Genomic DNA, 21,807 nt, shown 5'->3' on the forward strand with positions numbered 1-21,807 from the left:
TCATTTCACTTTCATGCCCTTGAAACCCAACGGTAAACTCGATCGCCAGTGGCGGTACTCATTTACCGCCACAGGCCAAGGATAACGACAAGGACGCTGTGGGCCGCAGCCACCACCGTGGTACTTCATGAGAGGAGAATGCCGTGCCAGACGATGTTCGTGACAATGTGCATGTGGGCTACCTGCCCGTACCGCCCTTGGATCGCCTGATGGAGCTGCGTGATGCGCTGGTCGCGCTCAAAGGTCCACTGGGCAGCGAGCCAGCCTTGCAGGAGAACCTGCGCAGACGTTTATTCAACGAGGAGGCCGATGACCGCGTGCTGGGCAAAATCAACACGCCATTACCCAGTGTGATCTGTTCCATTCCCTTCGGTTGACGCCCTTCAATCCACTTTTTTTGTACTCAACCCTCATTAATATGCATTGGCGCCGAATCTTGCTGCACGGCACACTGCGCCGGTTCCTCCCCCAATCGCAGGAACGTTCAAGGACTTTTCCGGGCAACCAGACGAGTCTTTTTTTTGCCCGCCGTTTTTATGGAACCGTTCAATGCTCGCTCGCTGGTTACCTGCCGCTATCAATACCCGTCCTTCCGAATGGAGCCGCGCCGCCATCGGCATGGCGCTGGGCACGCTGTTCAGTGTCTGGCTGTGCGGCCAAGTCTTCGGCATGGAGGTTGCGCTGCACTTGCTCGGGCCGCTGGGCGCCTCGGCGGTGTTGCTGTTCGCGGTGTCGTCCGGTGCGTTGGCGCAACCCTGGTCGATCGTCGGCAGCTACCTGTGCGCTGGCATCGTGGCGCTGCTGGTGGCGCGGGTGCTGGGGCGCACTCTGGGCGGCGCATGCCTGGCGGCGGGAATGACCGTGGTGCTGATGTGCTGGCTGCGCTGCCTGCATCCGCCGGCCGGTGGCCTGGCCATGACCCTGGTGCTGGCGGACCCGGCGTCTGCTGCCCTGGGCTGGTACGAGCTGGGCGCCGTATTGATGGGCGCTGGCGCCCTGCTCGCCTGTGCGCTGCTTTACAACAACGCCACCCGCAACCGGTACCCCAAAGGCGCCGTCGAATCGCCCGCCGTCATGTTGAATAATCCCCAAGCCGCTCGGGACCCCGCCGTCACCGCTGCCGACCTGAAACTGGCATTGGCCGAGATGGAACAGTTCTACGACGTGGCGCCCACGGAGCTGGAGCAGCTGATCCACGCCGCCGAAACCCATGCGCGCCGCCGCAGCATCGGCGAAGTGCTGGCCAGCCGCGTGCCCTGACCGCACTGCTGCATAAATGCAAGAACGACCTGCATGATTCAAGGTTGTACGGGGCAAATTTGCACTGGTACGATCGCGAGATGGTCCGTTCGCGGGCCTCTTGATAAAGAACAATAAAAGCAGGGAGTTAGAGATGACTGCTCAGGTTTCATCCGAAGCAAACCGTGCCGAGACGCCTCAGGACGAGGTGCTGGCCGAGGTCCGTAATCATATCGGCCACCTTACCCTCAACCGCCCCGCCGGCCTGAACGCCCTGACTCTTAATATGGTGCGTTGCCTGACCGCGCAGTTGCAGGCCTGGGCCGATGATCCGGCGATCCATGCCGTGGTTTTGCGCGGCGCTGGCGACAAAGCCTTCTGTGCCGGCGGCGATATCCGCTCCCTCTACGACAGCTTTAACAGCGGCGACACCCTGCACCAGGATTTTTTCGTCGAAGAATATGCACTCGATCTGGCCATCCACCATTACCGCAAGCCGGTACTGGCGCTGATGGACGGCTTTGTCCTGGGCGGGGGCATGGGCCTGGTGCAAGGCGCGGACTTGCGTGTGGTCACCGAACGCAGCCGCCTGGCCATGCCGGAGGTGGCCATCGGTTATTTCCCGGACGTGGGTGGCAGCTATTTCCTACCGCGTATCCCCGGGGAGCTGGGGATTTACCTTGGCGTCACCGGGGTGCAGATCCGCGCGGCCGATGCGCTGTACTGCAGGTTGGCGGATTGGTACCTGGACAGCGCCAAACTGGCCGAACTGGACCAGAAACTCGACCGCCTGCGATGGCATGACACGCCTCTCAAAGACCTGCAAGGTCTGCTGGCCAAGCTGGCGGTACAACACCTGCCGGATGCACCGCTGGCGGCCTTGCGCCCGGCCATCGACCATTTCTTCGCCCTGCCCGATGTTCCAAGCATTGTCGAACAGTTGCAGGAGGTCACCGTAGCCAACAGCCATGAGTGGGCGCTGAACACGGTGCACCTGATGCAGACCCGCTCGCCCCTGGCCATGGCGGTGACCTTGAAGATGCTGCGTCGTGGGCGGCGCTTGCCGCTGGAACAGTGCTTTGACCTGGAGCTGCACCTGGATCGCCAGTGGTTCGAGCGTGGCGACCTGATCGAAGGCGTGCGCGCCCTGATCATCGATAAGGACAAATCCCCACGCTGGAACCCTCCGACGCTGCAGGCGCTCGACGCTGCGCACGTCGAGAGCTTCTTCCACGACTTCGAGCAGGTTGCAAAATAACTTATGCAAGACATTGAATACACTGAAGAACAAGTGATGATCCGCGATATGGCGCGCGACTTTGCCCGTGGCGAAATCGCTCCCCATGCCCAGGCGTGGGAAAAGGCCGGCTGGATCGACGATGGCCTGGTGGCGAAGATGGGCGAACTGGGCCTGCTCGGTATGGTGGTGCCCGAAGAATGGGGCGGCACCTATGTCGATTACGTGGCCTACGCCCTGGCGGTGGAAGAGATTTCCGCCGGCGACGGTGCCACGGGCGCGCTGATGAGTATCCACAACTCAGTGGGTTGCGGGCCGATCCTCAACTACGGCAGCGAACAGCAGAAGCAAACCTGGCTGGCGGACCTTGCCAGCGGCCAGGCGATTGGCTGCTTTTGCCTGACCGAACCACAGGCCGGCTCGGAGGCGCATAACCTGCGCACCCGTGCCGAGTTGCGTGATGGGCAATGGGTGATCAATGGCGCCAAGCAATTTGTCAGCAACGGCAAGCGCGCCAAGTTGGCCATCGTATTTGCGGTAACCGACCCGACGTTGGGCAAAAAAGGCATCTCCGCATTCCTGGTGCCCACTGACACCCCTGGCTTCGTGGTGGACCGCACCGAACACAAAATGGGCATTCGCGCCTCGGACACCTGCGCCGTAACCTTCAACCAGTGCAGCGTGCCTGAAGCCAACCTGCTGGGCGAACGCGGCAAAGGCCTGGCCATCGCCCTGTCCAATCTGGAAGGTGGCCGTATCGGCATCGCCGCCCAGGCCCTGGGTATCGCTCGGGCAGCGTTCGAAGCGGCACTGACTTACGCCCGCGACCGTGTGCAATTCGACAAGGCAATCATCGAGCACCAAAGCGTGGCCAATCTGCTGGCGGACATGCAGACCCGTCTCAATGCCGCGCGTTTGTTGATCCTGCACGCTGCGCGCCTGCGTAGCGCCGGCAAGCCCTGCCTGTCGGAAGCGTCCCAGGCCAAGCTGTTCGCCTCGGAAATGGCCGAAAAGGTCTGTTCCCAGGCCATGCAGATTCACGGCGGGTACGGTTACCTGGAGGATTACCCGGTGGAGCGCTACTACCGGGATGCGCGGATCACGCAGATTTATGAAGGGACCAGTGAAATTCAACGGATGGTCATCGCCCGCGAACTGAAAAACTACCCGCTCTAAATGCCGTATGTGGGAGGGGGCTTGCCCTCGATCACAGTGTCTCAGCCTCAGTAACTGCTGACTGATCCACCGCTATCGGGGGCAAGAGCCCCCTCCCACATGTTTACTGGTCCTTGAATTCCGGCGCGCGTTTGGCCACAAAGGCCGCCATGCCTTCCTTCTGATCCTGGGTCGCAAAAGCCGCGTGGAATACCCGACGCTCAAAGCGCACGCCCTCGGACAGGCTGACTTCGAATGCACGGTTCACGCTTTCCTTGACCATCATGCTGATGGGCACCGATTTGCCGGCAATCAGCGTGGCGACCTTCAAGGCCTCATCCAGCAGTTCGTCGGCCGGCACGATACGGGCAACGATGCCGCAGCGCTCGGCTTCCACCGCGTCGATAAAGCGCCCGGTCAAGCACATTTCCATGGCCTTGGCCTTACCCACCGCGCGGGTCAGGCGCTGAGTGCCGCCCATGCCGGGCAGTACGCCCAGGTTGATTTCCGGCTGACCGAACTTGGCCCCGTCACCGGCCAGGATAAAGTCGCACATCAGCGCCAGCTCGCAACCGCCACCCAGGGCAAAGCCGTTAACGGCGGCAATGATCGGCTTGCGCCGGTTGGCCACACGGTCGCTGTCGCTGAACAGGTCGTCCATATAGATCTGCGGGTAGGTCAGCTCGGCCATTTCCTTGATATCGGCGCCGGCGGCGAAGGCTTTTTTCGAACCGGTCAGCACGATGCAGCCGATTTCCGGATTGGCTTCCAGGCCGTCCAGAGCCTGATTCAACTCGCTTACCAATTGTGCGTTCAGCGCGTTCAGCGCCTGGGGACGGTTCAAGGTGATCAGGCCAACCCGGCCCTGAACCTCAAGCAAAATAGTCTCGTAACTCATGTATCGGCTCCTTAGAGATTGCGTGAGATGACCATGCGTTGAATATCGCTGGTGCCTTCGTAGATCTGGCAAACCCGCACATCGCGGTAGATGCGCTCCAGGGGAAAGTCGTTCAGGTAACCGTAACCGCCGAGGGTTTGCAAGGCGGCCGAGCAGACTTTTTCGGCCATTTCCGAGGCAAACAATTTCGCCATCGAGGCTTCGACCAGCGCCGGCTTGCCGCTGTCCCGCAGCGCGGCGGCGTAATGCACCATCTGCCGCGCGACGGCGATCTGGGTGGCCATGTCCGCCAGGCGAAACGCCACGGCCTGGTGCTCGATCAGCGCTTTGCCGAAACTTTGGCGTTCGCGGGCATAGTCGCGGGCGGCTTCGAACGCGGCGCGGGCCATGCCGACCGATTGCGCGGCGATACCCACGCGGCCGCCCTCAAGGTTGGCCAGGGCGATCTTGTAGCCTTCGCCCTCCTCCCCCAGCCGGTTGGCCAGCGGCACCTTCACGTCTTCGAACAGAATCTGGCAGGTGTCGGAGGCATGCTGGCCGAGCTTATCCTCGACCCGCGCCACGCTGTAACCCGGTGAGTCCGTCGGCACGATAAACGCGCTGATGCCACGCTTGCCCGCAGCGGGGTCGGTGACCGCAAACACAATCACCACCCCGGCGTTCTGCCCGGAGGTGATGAACTGTTTGCAGCCGTTGAGCACGTAATGATCGCCCTCCAGCCGCGCGCGGGTTTTCAGGCTGCTGGCATCCGAGCCGGCCTGGGGCTCGGTCAAGGCGAACGCGCCAAGCATGGCGCCGCTGGCCAGGGGTGTGAGGAATTGAGCCTTTTGCTGATCATTGCCGAACTTGAGGATCGGCACGCAGCCCACGGAGTTGTGCACGCTCATGATGGTGGAACAGGCGCCATCGCCAGCGGCGATTTCCTCCAGGGCCATGGCGTAGGCCAGGTAACCGGTGTCGCAACCGCCCCACTGTTCCGGCACCAGCATGCCGAAAAAGCCCAGTTCGGCCATCTCGCCGATGGCTTCTTTGGGAAAGCGGTGCTCGCGGTCCCACTCGGCGGCGAAGGGTTTGAGGCGTTCCTGGGCAAATTGCCGGGCCGCGTCGCTGATTTGCAGCTGTTCTTCATTGGGCAGCATGGGGAGCAGTCCTTAATACAGGCATTCGACGGCCATGGCCGTGGCTTCGCCACCGCCGATACAGATAGCGGCCACGCCGCGTTTGAGGCCTTTGTGGCGCAGGGCCGCGAGCAGCGTTACCAGGATGCGGGCGCCGGACGCGCCGATGGGGTGGCCCAGGGCACAGGCACCGCCATGTACGTTAACCTTGGCATGGGGGATCTGCAGCTTGCTCATGGTTACCAGGGTCACCACGGCAAAGGCTTCGTTGATCTCGAACAGATCGACCTCGTCCAGATTCCAGCCGGTCTTGCTCATCAGCTTGCGAATCGCCCCCACTGGCGCTACCGGGAACAGCCCAGGCTCGTCGGCAAAGGCTGCGTGCCCGTGGATCACCGCCAACGGCTTGAGGCCACGCTTGAGGGCTTCGGACTCGCGCATCAGCAGCAATGCCGCCGCGCCGTCAGAGATGGAGCTGGAGTTGGCCGCCGTCACCGTGCCGCCTTCGCGGAACGCCGGTTTCAACTGAGCGATCTTGTCCAGTTTGGCCTTGGGCGGTTGCTCGTCATGCAGGATGGTTTTCTGCTCCTTACCCACGGTGACCTGCAACGGCACAATTTCCGCGGCGAAGTGCCCGTGGCTGATGGCCTCTTGAGCACGCGTCAGGGAGGCGATGGCGAACGCGTCCTGGGCTTCGCGGGTAAAGCCGTTATGCAGGGCGCACTCTTCGGCAAAGGTGCCCATCAGGCGGCCCTTGTCGTAGGCATCTTCCAGACCGTCGAGGAACATATGGTCGAGCACACGCCCATGGCCCATGCGGTAACCGCTACGGGCGCGGTCCAACAGGTACGGCGCGTTGGACATGCTTTCCATGCCGCCGGCGATCGCCACGTCGACGCTGCCAGCCACCAGCGCGTCGTGAGCCTGGATGGTGGCTTGCATGCCCGAGCCGCACATCTTGTTGAGGGTGGTGCAGCGGGTGCCTTTGTCCAGCCCGGCGCCCAGCGCCGCCTGACGGGCCGGGGCCTGGCCGAGACCGGCGGGCAGCACGCAGCCGAACATCACTTCATCCACCGCATCAGCAGCGATGCCGGCGCGTTCGACCACGGCGCGAATCGCCGCAGACCCCAGCTGGGGCGCAGTCAAGCCCTTAAGATCGCCCTGGAATCCGCCCATGGGTGTACGTGCAGCGCTGACAATCACAATCGGTTCGTTCATCGGTGGTCCTCCTTACTTGGCCGCCATGCGCAAGGCGCCGTCGAGACGGATCACCTCACCGTTGAGCATGCTGTTTTCAATAATGTGCCGTACCAGCGCGGCGTATTCGGCGGGTTTGCCCAGACGCGGCGGAAATGGCACGCCGGCGGCCAGGGACTCGCGCACCTCGGGGGTCATGCCCGCCATCATGGGGGTTTCGAAGATGCCGGGAGCGATGGTCATCACGCGGATGCCGAACCGCGCCAGTTCACGGGCGGCAGGCAATGTGAGGCTGGCAATCGCGCCTTTGGACGCGGCGTACGCGGCCTGGCCGATCTGCCCGTCGAACGCGGCCACCGAAGCCGTGTTGATGATCACGCCGCGCTCGCCCTCGGCGTTGGCCTCGGTTTCGGCGATGGCCGCCGCCGCCAAACGCAACAGGTTGAAGCTGCCGATCAGATTGACGTTGATGACCTGGGCGAAACTGGCCAGCCCATGAGGGCCGTTCTTGCCGAGGATCTTCTCGCCACGCACCACACCGGCGCAGTTGACCAACCCGTGCAGCCCGCCAAATGCCGCGACAGTGGCCTGTACCGCCGCTTCGGCCGCCGCCTCCTGGCTGATATCGGCCACGGCACTGCGGGCGTTGTCGCCCAGTTGCTGGGCTTTGGCCGCCACAGCGTCGGCGTTCAAATCCACCAGCATCACCTTGGCACCGGCGGCGACCAGCATCTCAGCGGTGGCCGCACCGAGGCCAGAAGCACCACCGCTGACCAGGAATACCTTGTTTTCAATCTGCATCATTGTGTCCTTAGAAAGGGATCAAGCCACCGCTGCTTGAGCTTTGGCGATTTCCTGATTACGCAAGATAAAACGCTGCAACTTGCCGCTTGGAGTCTTGGGCAAGTCGCTGACGAATTCGATTTCCCGAGGGTAGGCATGGGCCGCCAGACGCTGACGCACATGCAGGCGCAGTTCTTCGGCCAGTTCGGGCGTGGCGCGGTATTGCTCGTTGATCACCACAAAGGCCTTGACCAGCTCGGTGCGCTCCGGGTCAGGCTTGCCGACCACCGCCGCTTCGATCACCGCCGGGTGTTCGACCAGGGCGCTTTCCACGTCGAAGGGGCCCACGCGATAGCCGGAAGTGGTGATCACATCGTCACTGCGCCCGACAAAACTGATGCTGCCGTCCGGGTTCAATTCCACGGTGTCGCCGCTGAGGTAGTACTTGCCGACGAAAGCCTTGGTTTTCACCCCTTCATAGCCGGCAAACCAGCACATCGGCGACTGCTCGCGGTCGATGGCCAGGATGCCGGGCTGGCCGGCGGGCAATTCCTGGAAGGCCTCATCCAGCACCACGATGCGGTGCCCCGGCGAAGCGAAGCCGGCCGCGCCGACATGCACCGGATGGTCCAGGCCATGGTGATTGCACAGCACCATGCCCAATTCGGTCTGGCCATAATGGTCGTGAATGGTCACCCCCAGGTTGTCGGCGAACCAGCGGATCACTTCGGGGTTCAGCGGCTCGCCGGCGCTGCTGACAATGCGCAATTTGCCCTTGATCGACTGGGCGAACTGACTGCCGCCGGCAATCAGCAAGCGGTAAGCGGTGGGTGAACCGGTCAGGTTGGTGATCCCGTACTTATTGATCACCCGGCAGGTACTCTCCAGGGTGAACGGGCCGTCGTAGAAGGTAATCGGGTGGCCCATGGACAGCGGCCCGGTGACGCCGAAATAGATGCCATAGGCCCAGCCCGGGTCGGCGACGTTCCAGAACGCGTCTTCGGGGCGCAGGTCCACGGCGTCTCGGGTGTAGCTCTGGAACGCAACGATGGCCTTGAGCGGCACCGACAGCGCTTTGGAGGGGCCGGTGGTGCCCGAGGTGAACATCAGCAGGAACGGTTCCTCGCCGTCCAGCAGCACCGGTTCGCACAGGTTGGAATGCTTGGGCAGTTCGGCCCAGAAACTGAAGTCGCCGCGCACGATGCCTTCGCCCTTGGGGCCGGCGACCGTCACCACCGTGGGGCAATCCTGCACCTCGACAAGCTTGGGCCGATTCACGGCGTCAGTGACCACCAACGCCGCGCCTGAGCTGTTCAAGCGGTGTTCGATGGCTTTGGGCCCGAACGCCGTGAACAACGGTTGATACACCGCGCCGATGCGCCAGGTGGCCAGCACCACCACCAGCAATTCCGCCGTGCGCGGCAGCAGGCCGGCGACTTTGTCGCCACGCCCCACGCCCTGGGCCAGCAGGAAATTGGCGAAGCGGGCCGCCTGGTCCTGCAACTCGGTAAAGGTCACGGTGGCGCTGCGCCCGTCCTTGCCTTCCCAGAACAGCGCAATGCGCCCCGGCAGCGCATAGCGGTCGCAACATTCAACGCAGGCATTGAGGCCCAGCAAGCTGCCGGCCAGGGTGGCGTCGACGGTGTGTTGGTAATCGAATTCGGTAGTGGCGGCCAAGTAATCGCGCATCGCTTCAAATCCTTGCGTATTGTTATTTTCAGGACGTTTTTCAGGACAAGAACCTGCGAAATAGTCGCTCCAGAGCGTTGCGGCAGCAATGGTCAAAGCCTTCAACTTGGCTGACTGGTTTGGCCAAGCCTTTATTGATCATAGACCCCGCCGATCATCCGGTCGGCCCTGACGATTGGACGCCGCGCCCGGCAGCTTCTAACCTGATGGCCTGCGCCACCGAAGAAGTTCCCGCCTGATGATCGTGCGTCCCAAGCCCAACCTGCTGGGCATCCTGTTTTCTCTCAAAGGCTCGATTGCCAAGCGCATTGCCTTGCGCAGCCTGCTGGTGACGCTGCTGGCGTCGGTGATCGTCTTGGTGGAAACGCTGCACCCGGCCTATTTCTCCAAGGTCAACGCCACGCCCTTCACCTTGCTTGGGCTATCGCTGTCGATCTTTATGAGTTTTCGCAACAACGCCTGCTATGACCGCTGGTGGGAAGGCCGCAAGCAATTGGGGCAGTTGATCATTGAAGTGCGCTCGCTGATCCGACAGACCCAGGCGCTGACCGATACGTCCGAGCGCGCGAGCCTGTTGCGCGCCGTGTGTGGCTTCTCCCACGGCTTGATCGCGCGTCTGCGCCAGGAAGACGAAGCCCTTGCGATCCAGCCTTGGGCGAAAGTGCAGGCCGACCATCCGAACCTGCCCGACCAGGTCCTGCAGCAATTGGGTGCGCGCTTCAGTGAGCTGGCCGGACAGGGTGCAATCAGCGAATGGCGCTACACCCAATGGGAGACCCGCCTGGTCAGCCTGAGCCAGGTGCAGGCCGCGTGCGAACGTATCAAGCACACCCCGCTGCCCTTCCCTTACACCTTGCTGCTGCACCGCACCATCTACCTGTTCTGCATCCTGCTGCCGTTCGCCATGGCCGAACCCTTGGGCTGGCTGACCCCGGTGTTCACTGCCATCGTCAGCTATACGTTCTTCGGCCTTGATGAAATCGGCGACGACCTGGAAGACCCCTTCGGATTCGACGAAAACGACCTGCCCTGCAACGCCATCCTGCGCACCCTGGAGCGTGAGGTCCTGGCCGCTCTGGGGGCGACACAACTGCCGCCGGCGTTGGAGCCGGTGGAGTACGTACTCACCTGATGCGGGTTTGACACCTGCCGTGGTCTGGTCGAAGCTTGCGCCTTTCAACGAACTGCTCACGCTTTCGGACACCTGCATGCCAAAGTCACGCCGCTACGCCCTCGTTGGCCTGTGCGCCCTGCTGTTTATCGTACTAATCACTTGGTATTTCACTCGCAGCACGCCGGTGGCGGTGCCGCCCGCGATTGCCCATGGTTACTCCAAGGCATTGAAGCAGGCGCACAATGGCGAACCGGGCGCGGCGCGCGTGCTGTATCAGCAATTGACGCGGCCGGACCTGTCGCCCGAACGCCGCGCCGCCCTGCACGCGGAATTGCCCAACTACCCCAGCCCTCAAGCCTTGAAGCTGGCAGATAAAGACTTGGCCGACCCGTCGCCCCTGGTGCGCGAGGCGGCGATCCATAGCGTCGTCGGCCTGGTGCCTACCGGCCAGCGCACGCTGTTGCTCGGCCCGGTGCTCGACGACCCCGAGCAACCCGTGCGTTTTGCCGCGGCCAATGCCCTGCTGGGCTTGTCGCCGGATACCCTGGGCCTGTACTTCGGCCCGTTGCAACAGGTGCTGGACGAGTACGTCAAACACCTCAAGGCCCAACCCGAAACCGCCGAAGGCTGGATTCAATTGGCGCGCCTGTACATTCACAGTGCCCTGCTACCCGAGGCGCAGGCCGCCTTGGAACAGGCCACGCGCTTGCAACCGGATAACTTGCCGGCGGTGGTGGCGCAAATCGAGCTGCTGGACAAACAAGGTAAAACCGACGAATCGCGGCAATTGCTGGCCCGGCAATTGGCGGCGCATCCCGAGTCGGCTTACCTGCAACATGCCCTGGGCCTGTGGCTACTGCACCACGGTGAGCGGACGTACGCGTTGCTTGGTCTGTCCAAAGCAGTGGAGTTGGAACCGGACAATCAGGATTACCGCTACGACCTGGCCACCACCCTGCACGCCCAGAAGGAATTGGAAGCCGCCCAGCGTCAGTTGGAAGAAATCGTCCAGCGCCACCCGGCCAACCGCAAGGCGCGGGTGCTGTTGATCAACTACTGGAAAGAAAGCGGCCAATTGCAGAATGTGCAGGTGCTGCTCGCCCAGCTCGAACAACAGAACCCCGACGATCCCGCGCTGCAACAAGGGCTGTAGGCGTCTACAACAAATTGGAAAAAAGCCGACGCCGCGCACAAACCCGGCGAAAACGTTGAACCCCCGCAATAGCCAACGGTCAAGTGCATATGGCGCGCCCGAACGGGCGTGCACCTCTCCTCGCTTGTGACCTGAGGGCACTTCTTGTCTACATCTAAAGCGCTGTTAACCGAAAAAGCGGCCACTGGCATCGAAGGTCTTGATGACATTCTTTCCGGTGGTTTGTCCCGCAGCCATTTGTTCCTGCTCGAAGGTGAGCCGGGGACCGGCAAAACTACCGTAGCCCTGCATTTCCTGCAGGCCGGCGCGAAAAACGGTGAAACATCGTTGTACATCACCCTGTCCGAAACCGAGCGCGAACTGCGCCAGGGTGCCAAGTCCCATGGCTGGGACCTGGATGACAATATCCACATCTTCGAACTGACCCCGCCCGAAAGCCTGCTGAACGCTGAACACCAGCAGAGCCTGCTGTATTCCTCCGACCTGGAACTGGGCGAAGCCACCCGGCAGATTTTCGAAGTGGTCGAGCGCGTAAAGCCGACCCGTGTGGTGGTCGACAGCCTTTCCGAGATTCGTCTGCTCGCGCAAAGCTCATTGCGCTATCGCCGACAGATCCTTGCCATCAAGCATTACTTCGTGCGCTACGACGCCACCGTTTTGCTGCTGGACGACCTGACCACCGAATCCCTCGACAAAACCGTACACAGCGTGGCCCATGGCGTGATTCGTCTGGAAGAACTGACGCCCAACTACGGCGCTGAACGCCGACGCGTTCGGGTGGTGAAGTACCGTGGGCAGAAATACCGCGGCGGCTTCCACGATTTCACCATCATGGGCGACGGCATCCATGTGTTCCCGCGCCTGGTGGCGGCCGAGCATCGTGGCGGCTACATCCGCCAGACCCTGAGCAGCGGCATTCGCGAACTGGATGCGCTGATGGGCGGCGGCGTCGAGACCGGCTCCAGCAGCCTGATCCTCGGCCCGGCCGGTACCGGTAAGTCGCTGATCTCGATGATCTTCGCCGCCGCCGCCGTGGCCCGTGGGGAAAAAGCCGCGTTGTTCATTTTCGATGAAGAACTGGGCCTGCTGTTCGAACGTATGAAAAACATGGGCATCGACCTAGCTGCCCTGCAAGCCACCGGCAACCTGCTGATCGAGCAGGTAGACGCCGCGGAACTGTCCCCCGGCGAGTTCTCCCACCGTGTGCGCCGCTGCGTGGACGAACGCGGGATCAAAACCGTGGTGATTGACAGCATTAACGGCTATCAGGCCGCCATGCCAGAAGAGAACGCGCTGATTCTGCATATGCACGAGCTGCTGCTGTACCTCAACCGCCGTGGTGCGGCGACCTTCATGACGGTGGCCCAGCACGGCCTCGTGGGTGACATGCAGGCGCCGGTGGACATCACTTACCTGGCCGACACTGTGATTCTGCTGCGTTATTTCGAAGCACTGGGCAAGGTCCGTCGCGCCATTTCCATCATCAAGAAGCGCACAGGCACCCATGAATCGACGATTCGCGAATACCGCATCAGCAACCAGGGCATGACCGTGGGCCAACCACTGGATAATTTCCAAGGCGTGCTGCGCGGCATCCCCACTTACATGGGCGCCGGATCGCCGTTATTGAAGGAAGAGGGAGAGTGACAGACCTGTCTCCCGTCTCCGAGCGTGCCATTGTGCTGGCGCCCATGGGCCGCGACGGCACCTTGGCGCTGATGATGCTCAATGAGGCCGGCTACAGCGGCGTCATTGCCAGCAACCTCAAGGCCCTGTGCGAAGCCGTGGAACAGGGCGCAGGTCTGTTGATCATCGCTGCTGAGGCCTTGCGCGGCGTCGACCTGGAGCCGTTGCTGGAGCGTCTGCACCAGCAGCCCGCCTGGTCGGACCTGCCCATCGTGCTGCTGACCCACCACGGCGGCGGCGAGCAGAACGGCTCATCCCACCTCAGCGGCTTGTTGGGCAACGTGACGTTCCTTGAGCGACCGTTTCACCCGGTGACTTTGATCAGCCTGGTCAGCGCCGCCCTGCGCGGGCGACGCCGCCAATATGAAGCGCGGGACCGCTTGATCGACCTCAGCGAAAGCGAGCTGCGCTTGCAACGCACCCTGGAAACCCTTGAACAACAGGTCGAAGAGCGTACCGCCCAACTGCGCAACAACGAAGAAGCGCTGCGCCAATCCCAGAAAATGGAAGCGGTCGGTCAATTGACCGGCGGCATCGCCCATGACTTCAACAACATGCTCACCGGCATCATCGGTAGCCTGGAGCTGCTGCGAAGGCGTGTGGCCCGTGGCAAGCTGGACGATCTGGACAGCCTTATCGACCTGGGCGTCACCTCCGCCAACCGCGCCGCCGGCCTCACCCACCGTTTGCTGGCGTTTTCTCGCCGTCAGTCCCTCGACTCCAAACCGGTACAAATCAACCAGTTGGTCACGTCCATGGGTGAGCTGCTGCAACGCAGCATCAATGAAAGTATCGGTCTAGACATGCGTCTGAGCGAGCAATTGTGGACCGCCGAGGCCGACCCCAATCAGTTGGAAAGCGCCCTGCTCAACCTGGTGATCAATGCACGGGATGCCATGCCCAACGGCGGCAGGCTTATCGTGGAAACCACCAACCGCCATCTCGACAGCGTGTTCACTGCCGCTTATGGCTCCCTCACACCGGGCGACTACGTAGAGTTGAGTGTCAGCGACACCGGTTGCGGCATTCCCGAAAGCGTTATGGGGCGCGTGTTCGACCCGTTTTTCACCACCAAGCCGATTGGCCAGGGCACCGGGCTGGGTCTGTCGATGATCTATGGCTTTGCCCGTCAGTCCCGTGGCCATGTGATCATCCATAGCGAAGTCGGCAAAGGCACCACAGTCAGCCTGTTCCTGCCACGTTTTGTCGGCGAAGTGATCGCCCAGCAAACGCTGAATCCTACCCTGCTGCCCTACGCCACTGACGGCGAAACCGTGCTAATCGTCGAGGACGATGCGGCGGTGCGCTTGCTGGTCAGCGCAGTGCTCAAGGAGCTGGGCTACGCGTACGTCGAGGCCGGCGACGGCAACACCGCCGTGCCGATTATCCAGTCCGATCAGCGTATCGACCTACTGATCAGCGATGTCGGGCTGCCAGGCATGAACGGTCGCCAATTGGCGGAAATCGGCCGGCAGCTCAGGCCGGACCTCAAAGTGCTGTTCATCACCGGTTATGCCGAGCATGCCGCAGTGCGCGGCGGCTTTCTGGACCCGGGGATGCAGTTGATCACCAAGCCGTTCACCTTCGACTTGTTGACGGCCAAAGTACGGGAAATGATTTGCGCACCCTCAGACTGAAGGTGTTAGCGCTCTGGTAAGGCTGGGAAAAGCTATCGTTTCGGCAGAAAGCAGGACCGCTCAGCGGGTACGAAGAGCATGGGGGGAGGTAATCCCTTCCTCTGCCAGTGACTCGATCGCTTTACAGTCAACGGAAAACGCAAAAGTTCTCGGGCCCCGGTCATAGCTGGGCAGACCTCACGGGGCCGATCATGCAAGCCGCAGAGGTGCTTAGCCCAGTTAAATTCACCCATGGGAATTCAGGCTCAGCAAGAGCCTGAACTACGCCCAAGCGACTGTGCTCAGGCCAACAAACGCTGGATATGCTCTTGCAGCGTATCCAGATCAAACGGCTTGGCCAAGATCGGCGCATTGCGCGTGATCGGGCTGTCGCAGTCGAGAATTTCCTGCGGGTAACCGCTGATGAAAATGACCTTGAGTTCCGGGCGCAACTTGATTGCAGGCTCGGCGATCTGCACGCCAGAGATGCCACCCGGCAATCGATAGTCAGTCACCATCAGGTCCAGATGGGGTTTGGTGGCGAGGATTTCAAAAGCCTGTTCGCCGTTGATCGCCTTCAATACCCGGTAACCCAGGCCCGCCAGGTATTCACCCAACACAAACATAATGGACTCGTCGTCTTCGACGATCAGTACGACATCTTGTGCATCTTCACTCATGGGAAGCCTTTGTCCGGTCAATTGCTGCAACTACGACCATGGGGTCACGTAGAAGGTTGCGTCGAGGTGACGATTGAGTTCACGCCGCCGGTTCAAGGGGCAAGCACACGCGAAACAGAGCGCCCTCGCCTATCCGACTCTCGACTTCAATGGTGCCGCCGTGGGCCGCGACGATCTGCTCGGAAATAAACAGCCCCAAGCCCAATCCGGCTGCAACCTGACTGGCCGATACACGCTCGAACTGTTGGAAAATGCGTTTCTGGTTTTCCTCGCTGATGCCGATACCACGGTCGCGCACTTCGACCCGCGCCTCACCGTGTTCGCTGTACACCCGCACGTCCACCGGGCTCTTGGCGCCGTAGCGCAGTGCGTTGGTCAGCAGGTTGGTCACCACCTGCTCGATCCGGAACTCGTCCCAATGCCCCACTACCGGGCCTTCGGCCGACAACTGCATGGACGACTCAGCGGCGGCGACTTGCGGAGCGAAGTTCTCCACCAAGTTGCTAACCAGTTGCGCCAGGTCGAAGCGCGCCGGGCGAATCGACAGTTTGCCGGTACGGATGCGCGACACATCGAGCATGTCTTCGATCAGACGGATCAGGCTGCGGATCTGGCGCTCATCGCGATCAACCATGGCGTGCATCTTTTCCAGGGTGAACGCTGCGGCGTTGTCTCGCGCCAGGTGCATCTTGCGCAGCTGGGTTTCCAGAATCAGGCCGTTGAGGGGGGTGCGCACTTCATGGGCGACGATCGACATAAAGTCATCGCGCATGCGCACCGCCTGCTCCAGCTCGGCCTGAGTGGCCTGCAAGCGGTTGAGCAGCAGTTCCTGTTCGCGGCGGCTGCGCTCCAGCTCTTCGACCTGCAATTTCATCGCCTTGCTCTGGCGATACAGGTCGACAAACACATTGACCTTGCTCTTGACCGCATGGATATCCAGCGGCTTGTGCAAGAAATCCACCGCGCCACTTTCATAGCCCTTGAACGCGTAGTTGAGTTCCCGGCCAGCGGCGCTGACAAATACGATGGGGATGTTCTTGGTCTTCTCGGTGCCGCGCATCAGCTCGGCCAACTCAAAACCATTCATGCCGGGCATCTGCACATCGAGAATCGCCATGGCGAACTCATGCTCCAGCAACAGGGACAACGCTTCATCGGCGCTCAATGCCTTGAAAACCTGGCGGTCCTCACGCTTGATCAGCGCTTCGAGGGCCAGCAGGTTTTCCGGCAGATCGTCGACGATCAGCAGTTTGGCCTGGACAGTACTTAACATGGGGAAGATTCCAGCAAAACCAGCAATGAGCCTATCCGGCTCAGAGTCAGAATATGGTCAGGTGTCTGCAACGCCAGGGCTGCACGGGGCATAACGTCCACGCGTGCTTCCGCTGGGTCCTGTACAACAGTGGTGCCGTGTTGCTGTTTTACGTAGGCCAGTCCCCGTGCGCCGTCCTGGTTGGCGCCGGTCAGCAGGATCGCCAGCAGCCCGGGGCCGTAAGCATCCGCCGCCGAGGTGAACAGAAAATCAATGGACGGACGCGAGTGATGTACACGCTCTTCCTGGCTCAGGGACAGGCTGCGATCCTGCTCCACCGACAAGTGATAGCCGGGGCCGGCGAAGTACAGGGTGCCGGGCTCGATGGATTGCTTGTCCTGGGCTTCGCGCACCGGGATGCGCAGGCGCCGGGCGAATACTTCGGCCAATTGGCTGCGGCGCTCATCCGGCAAGTGCAGCACCGCGATGATGGGCAAGCCGAAGCCGTTAGGTAGTTCGCTGAAAATACCCAACAACGCTTCGACGCCGCCGGCGGACGCGCCGACGACGATGGCTTCAATCCCGCGAATCGGGCTGGCTGCAGCGTCGTTCATGATTTGCGGTAGATCCGTTCCTGCTTGACCAAGGGTTCGAAGTGTTTGTTATAGCCGGAGAAATCCAGGGTTTCCTTGCTGCCCAGCACCAGGAAGCCGCGATGGCATAGCGACTCATGAAACAATCCGAACGCTCGGTCTTGCAACTTTTTATTGAAATAAATCAATACGTTACGACAAGAAATTAATTGAGTTTCTGAGAAGACACTGTCGGTGGCCAGGCTGTGGTCGGCGAACGTCACGTTTTCCCGCAGTGTCTTGTCGAAGATCGCGTAATCGTATGCCGCCGTGTAGTAGTCGGCAAACGAACGTTGCCCGCCGGCCTGCTGATAATTGGTGGTGTAGGCCCGCACGTTCTCCAGGGAAAAAATGCCCTGTTTGGCTTTGTCCAAGGACGCTGGGTTGATATCGGTGGCGTAAATGATCGTACGCTCCAGCAAGCCCTCTTCGCGCAGCAGGATGGCCATGGAGTAGACCTCCTCCCCCGTGCTGCAACCGGCGATCCAGATCTTGATCGACGGGTAGGTCTTGAGCAGCGGCACTACTTCCTGGCGGATCGCCAGAAAGTGCGACGGGTCGCGGAACATCTCGCTTACCGGGATCGTCAGGAACTGTAATAACTGCATGAACGCCGCCGGGTCATGCAGCACCCGCTCCTGCAGCGCGGAAATGGTGGCGCAGTCGAACTGGCGCATGGCATGGGCCACGCGACGTTTGACCGACGCCCCGGAATAGTCGCGAAAGTCATAGCTGTACTTGAGGTAAATCGCCTCGATCAGCAGGCGCAGCTCAATATCGCTGCTTTTTTCCAAAAAACTTCGCTCCACTTAAATGCGTTCCATCTTCGGCAGCCATACGCGAATCAACGAGAACAGACGATCCAGGTCGATCGGTTTGGCCAGGTAATCATTGGAGCCGGCAGCCAGGCAGCGCTCCTGGTCGTCTTTCATGGCCTTGGCAGTCACAGCGATGATCGGCAGCTTTTTCCAGCGCGGGTCCTGGCGGATCAGCGCCGTGGCCTCGTAGCCGTCCATCTCCGGCATCATCACGTCCATCAGCACCAAGTCGATGTCCTCAACCTCATTGAGGCGGTCGATGGCTTCACGGCCGTTACGCCCGATCACCACGACCGCGCCTTTATGCTCCAGGGCGCTGGTCAGGGCAAAGATGTTGCGTACATCGTCGTCTACCAGCAGGATTTTGCGCCCTTCGAACACCTTGTCGCGGCTGCGGGCGGTCTTGAGCATCTTCTGGCGTTCATGGGACAGCTGGGATTCGACTTTGTGCAGAAAGAGTGTGACTTCGTCCAGCAGCCGCTCCGGCGAGCGGGCGCCCTTGATGATGATCGAGCGCGAGTATTTGCGCAGTTCGGCTTCTTCATCGCGGGTCAGGTTGCGCCCGGTGTAGACGATCACCGGCGGGAACGAGCAGATGTCCTCGGTGGCCATGCGTTTGAGCAGCTCGTTGCCGAGCATGTCCGGGAGCTTGAGGTCGATGATCATGCAGTCATAGACGTTGCTGCGCAGCAGTTCGAGGGCTTCCTGGGCAAAGCCTACGGCGGTGATCTCGATGTCATCGTCGCCGATCAGGCGGGCAATGCTGTCGCGTTGCAGGTCATCGTCCTCCACCAGCAGCACGCGTTTGACCTTTTGCGTCAGCTTGGCTTCCAGGCGCGCGAACACGTCCTTGAGTTCTTCACGGGTGGTGGGCTTGACTGCGTAGCCGATGGCGCCCATGTGCATGGCGGCCTCGACCCGGTCTTCCACGGAAATCACATGCACCGGGATGTGCCGGGTGCTGGCGTGTTCCTTCAGGCGTTGCAGCACGGTCAATCCGGAATGGTCCGGCAGGCGCATGTCGAGCAGGATCGCGTCGGGGATGTACTGCTCGGCCAGGTTGTAGCCTTCGTCGGCGCCGTGGGCGACCAGACATTGGTAGCCCAGCTCATGGGCCAGGTCGAACAGGATGCGGGCAAAGTTCGGCTCGTCTTCCACCACCAGGATGCAGCGCGTGGTGAACGGGGCCTTGTCGCGGTCGTCGGCAAAGCGCGGGATCTGCTCGGCATCGGCCACCGACAAGGGCGAGACCTTGACCTGGACCGGCGCAGGTGCGGCAACCACCGGGCGCGGCGGTTCGATGGCCTGGGGCTGTTCCTCGTGCTCGACGTACTGTTCCGGCAACGTCAGGGTAAACACACTGCCCTTGCCCGGTTCGCTGGTGACGTGGATCGAACCACCGAGCAAGGTGGCCAGGTCGCGGGAAATCGACAGGCCCAGGCCCGTGCCGCCGTAACGGCGGTTGGTGGTGCCGTCGGCCTGGCGGAAGGCTTCGAAGATGCTCTCTTGCTGGTCCGGGGCGATGCCGATCCCGGAATCGCGCACCGTGAACACAATCCCGCCTTCGGCCGCGCCGGACACCGACAGGCTCACCTGGCCCTGCTCGGTAAACTTGATCGCGTTGGACAGCAGATTCTTGAGGATCTGCTCCAGGCGCTGGCGGTCGGTGAACAGCATGGCCGGCGCCCCCTCTTGCACCTCCACCTGGAAACCCAGCTTGCGATCGGACGCCAGCGGTTCGAACATCCCCCGCAGGCCGTCCACCAGACGTGCCACGCTGGAATTTTCCGGGCGTACTTCGAGCTTGCCGGCTTCGACCTTGGAAATATCCAGGATGTCGTTGATCAGGTTGAGCAGATCGTTGCCCGCCGAGTAGATCGACTCGGCAAACTTGACCTGCTCGGCACTGAGGTTTTCCTGGGGGTTTTCCGCCAGCAATTTGGCCAGGATCAGTGAGCTATTGAGCGGCGTACGCAGCTCGTGGGACATGTTGGCGAGGAATTCGGACTTGTATTTGCTTGAACGCTGCAGCTCTTCGGCGCGGTCTTCCAGCTCCAGCTGGGCCTGGTTCAGCTCGATATTCTTGCGATCCATGGCGTCGCGCTGCTCGGCCAGGGTCTGGGTCTGCTCGGCCAACTGCTCGTTGGTCTGCTCCAGCTCTGCTTGTTGGGTCTCCAGATGAACCTGGGATTCCTTGAGGATGCGCGACTGTTCTTCGAGCTCCTCGTTGGCGGTCTTGAGTTCTTCCTGCTGCACTTGCAGCTCTTCGTTGAGCTGCTGAGTTTCGGCCAGCACTTCCTGCAAGCGTTGGCGATAGCGCGCGGCCTCGATGGACGTGCCGATATTGCCGGCGATCAGCTCCATCAATTCCGTATCGCGCTCCTGCAGCGGGCGCAGGAAACCCAATTCGATCACGCCGTTGACGCGATCATCGTCGCTGGTGGGCATCACCAGCACGCTGCGGGTGGCGCCTTCGCCCAGGCCCGAGCTGACTTTGAAGTAGTCCACCGGCACATCGTCCAGGCGGATCAGGCGGTCCAACTGCGCGGCCTGGCCGACAATACCTTCGTCGCTGTAGATCGCTTGCTCCTGCTGCTCCTGCTCGCGGGAGAAACCGTAGGTGGCGATGCGCTTGAGGCCGCCATGCTCTTCGCGCACATACAGTGCGCCGACCACCGAGCCCATGTATTGGGCAAAAAACTGCAGGATATTGCGCCCCAGCATGTTCAGGGTCAGCTGGCCCAGCACCTGCTCGGCCAGCTCGGTCTGGCCATTACGCAGCCACGCTTGCTGCTCCAAACGCCGAGCAATCTTCTGCTGTGACGCGAGGTTTGCGCTGTAACTCTCTGAAAGAGCTACCAGATTTTTACGCCCTACATAGGCAAGAAAACCGCTCAACCCCAGTACGAATACCAGGTACAGGCCAACGCTGATCACTGTGGTACGGGTCACGTCGGCATTGCGGGTGATCCGGAACTGCTGCTCCATCGCCACCGCTTCGTCGTACTCCTTGCGGATCTCATCGGTCAGGCGCTTGCCACGCCCGGCCTTGACGGCGCTGCGGTAGTCACCGCTCTGGCGCTGCATATCAATCATTGTCTGGGCGTACTTGTTCCACTCCAGTTGCAGCGCTTCCAGACGCTTGAGGCGATCGACCTGCTGCGGGTTGTCGGCGACCAGTTCTTGCAAATTGCGCAGGTCGGACATGATCCGTGGTTTGGCCACCTCGTAGGGATCGAGGAAGTGCTCGTCGCCGGTGATCAGGAAGCCGCGCATGCCGGTTTCCAGATCGACTGTCAGCTTTGACGTCTCATTGAGGTTATTGATGACCCGATCGGTGTGCTCCACCCACTGGATCACCGACAGCAAATAGGTGATCAGGCACACGAAAAACACCGCGCTGAGCACGCCCACACCCAGGGGCAATGCCACGTTTCGGCTCAGGAGGGTACGAAAGCTCTTTTCATCGACGGACGAAGCGGGAGTCATGGGCATGCCTTGGCCAAATACGGAAAAACGGGGAGTTTGCCCCAAACGTGG

Annotated in this window: 18 protein-coding genes; 8 read left to right on the plus strand and 10 right to left on the minus strand. The window is 61.4% G+C overall.

Annotation, left to right across the window (positions count from 1 at the left end; all coding sequences use genetic code 11):
- Positions 1-143: 143 nt before the first annotated feature.
- From HRH33_RS14035 to HRH33_RS14050, 4 genes are all read left to right on the plus strand, one after another.
- A complete protein-coding gene (locus HRH33_RS14035) occupies positions 144-377 on the plus strand; it encodes a type VI secretion system contractile sheath small subunit (protein ID WP_034138079.1) in 234 nt (77 codons plus the stop codon).
- A gap of 172 nt (positions 378-549) precedes the next feature.
- Positions 550-1,260, plus strand: a complete 711-nt coding sequence (locus HRH33_RS14040; RefSeq protein ID WP_167417157.1) for an HPP family protein — start codon at positions 550-552, stop codon at positions 1,258-1,260.
- 133 nt (positions 1,261-1,393) lie between these two features.
- Positions 1,394-2,497 (plus strand): enoyl-CoA hydratase/isomerase family protein, encoded by a 1,104-nt coding sequence (locus HRH33_RS14045; RefSeq protein WP_167417156.1) that lies wholly within the window; start codon positions 1,394-1,396, stop codon positions 2,495-2,497.
- 3 nt (positions 2,498-2,500) lie between these two features.
- Positions 2,501-3,652: an acyl-CoA dehydrogenase family protein gene (locus HRH33_RS14050; RefSeq protein ID WP_167417155.1), complete on the plus strand. Its 1,152-nt coding sequence runs from the start codon at positions 2,501-2,503 to the stop codon at positions 3,650-3,652.
- A gap of 103 nt (positions 3,653-3,755) precedes the next feature.
- Here HRH33_RS14050 and HRH33_RS14055 read toward each other — a convergent pair whose 3' ends face one another.
- From HRH33_RS14055 to HRH33_RS14075, 5 genes are read right to left on the minus strand one after another with little or no spacing between them, the layout of a single operon-like run.
- Positions 3,756-4,529, minus strand: coding sequence for an enoyl-CoA hydratase (locus HRH33_RS14055; protein WP_034097928.1), 774 nt, complete (start codon positions 4,527-4,529; stop codon positions 3,756-3,758).
- An 11-nt stretch (positions 4,530-4,540) separates the two neighbouring features.
- Positions 4,541-5,668, minus strand: a complete 1,128-nt coding sequence (locus HRH33_RS14060) for an acyl-CoA dehydrogenase (protein WP_034097930.1) — start codon at positions 5,666-5,668, stop codon at positions 4,541-4,543.
- A 12-nt stretch (positions 5,669-5,680) separates the two neighbouring features.
- Positions 5,681-6,865: an acetyl-CoA C-acyltransferase gene (locus tag HRH33_RS14065; RefSeq protein WP_167417154.1), complete on the minus strand. Its 1,185-nt coding sequence runs from the start codon at positions 6,863-6,865 to the stop codon at positions 5,681-5,683.
- A 12-nt stretch (positions 6,866-6,877) separates the two neighbouring features.
- Positions 6,878-7,645, minus strand: coding sequence for an SDR family NAD(P)-dependent oxidoreductase (locus HRH33_RS14070; RefSeq protein WP_034097934.1), 768 nt, complete (start codon positions 7,643-7,645; stop codon positions 6,878-6,880).
- Positions 7,646-7,666: 21 nt separating this feature from the next.
- Complete coding sequence (locus HRH33_RS14075; protein ID WP_167417153.1) at positions 7,667-9,316, minus strand: AMP-binding protein; 1,650 nt, start codon at positions 9,314-9,316, stop codon at positions 7,667-7,669.
- Between the two features lie 238 nt (positions 9,317-9,554).
- Here HRH33_RS14075 and HRH33_RS14080 point away from each other — a divergent pair, with 238 nt between their 5' ends.
- The 4 genes from HRH33_RS14080 to HRH33_RS14095 all read left to right on the plus strand — a co-directional run bounded on the left by HRH33_RS14080 (position 9,555) and on the right by HRH33_RS14095 (position 14,906).
- Positions 9,555-10,448, plus strand: coding sequence for a bestrophin family protein (locus tag HRH33_RS14080; protein ID WP_123479809.1), 894 nt, complete (start codon positions 9,555-9,557; stop codon positions 10,446-10,448).
- Between the two features lie 76 nt (positions 10,449-10,524).
- Positions 10,525-11,583, plus strand: coding sequence for a tetratricopeptide repeat protein (locus tag HRH33_RS14085; RefSeq protein ID WP_167417152.1), 1,059 nt, complete (start codon positions 10,525-10,527; stop codon positions 11,581-11,583).
- 144 nt (positions 11,584-11,727) lie between these two features.
- Positions 11,728-13,230, plus strand: coding sequence for an ATPase domain-containing protein (locus HRH33_RS14090; protein ID WP_034097943.1), 1,503 nt, complete (start codon positions 11,728-11,730; stop codon positions 13,228-13,230).
- Positions 13,227-14,906, plus strand: a complete 1,680-nt coding sequence (locus HRH33_RS14095; RefSeq protein ID WP_167417151.1) for a response regulator — start codon at positions 13,227-13,229, stop codon at positions 14,904-14,906. The genes HRH33_RS14090 and HRH33_RS14095 overlap by 4 nt, the downstream gene beginning before the upstream one ends.
- A 281-nt stretch (positions 14,907-15,187) precedes the next feature.
- On the opposite strand, the gene HRH33_RS14100 is transcribed toward HRH33_RS14095, so the two are convergent.
- From HRH33_RS14100 to HRH33_RS14120, 5 genes are all read right to left on the minus strand, one after another.
- On the minus strand, positions 15,188-15,565 hold the full coding sequence (locus tag HRH33_RS14100; RefSeq protein WP_034097949.1) for a response regulator: 378 nt from the start codon (positions 15,563-15,565) through the stop codon (positions 15,188-15,190).
- Between the two features lie 79 nt (positions 15,566-15,644).
- Positions 15,645-16,838: a hybrid sensor histidine kinase/response regulator gene (locus tag HRH33_RS14105; protein WP_034138069.1), complete on the minus strand. Its 1,194-nt coding sequence runs from the start codon at positions 16,836-16,838 to the stop codon at positions 15,645-15,647.
- On the minus strand, positions 16,832-17,431 hold the full coding sequence (locus tag HRH33_RS14110; RefSeq protein ID WP_034113756.1) for a chemotaxis protein CheB: 600 nt from the start codon (positions 17,429-17,431) through the stop codon (positions 16,832-16,834). Before HRH33_RS14110 ends, HRH33_RS14105 begins: the two co-directional genes overlap by 7 nt.
- Positions 17,428-18,258 (minus strand): CheR family methyltransferase, encoded by an 831-nt coding sequence (locus HRH33_RS14115; RefSeq protein WP_371263992.1) that lies wholly within the window; start codon positions 18,256-18,258, stop codon positions 17,428-17,430. Before HRH33_RS14115 ends, HRH33_RS14110 begins: the two co-directional genes overlap by 4 nt.
- Positions 18,259-21,756 carry a response regulator gene (locus HRH33_RS14120; protein WP_167417150.1) on the minus strand — a complete coding sequence of 1,166 codons (3,498 nt, stop codon included), beginning with the start codon at positions 21,754-21,756 and terminating at the stop codon, positions 18,259-18,261.
- Positions 21,757-21,807: the final 51 nt, after the last annotated feature.

Source organism: Pseudomonas rhodesiae (genome assembly GCF_013285305.1).
Classification (GTDB): domain Bacteria; phylum Pseudomonadota; class Gammaproteobacteria; order Pseudomonadales; family Pseudomonadaceae; genus Aquipseudomonas; species Aquipseudomonas rhodesiae.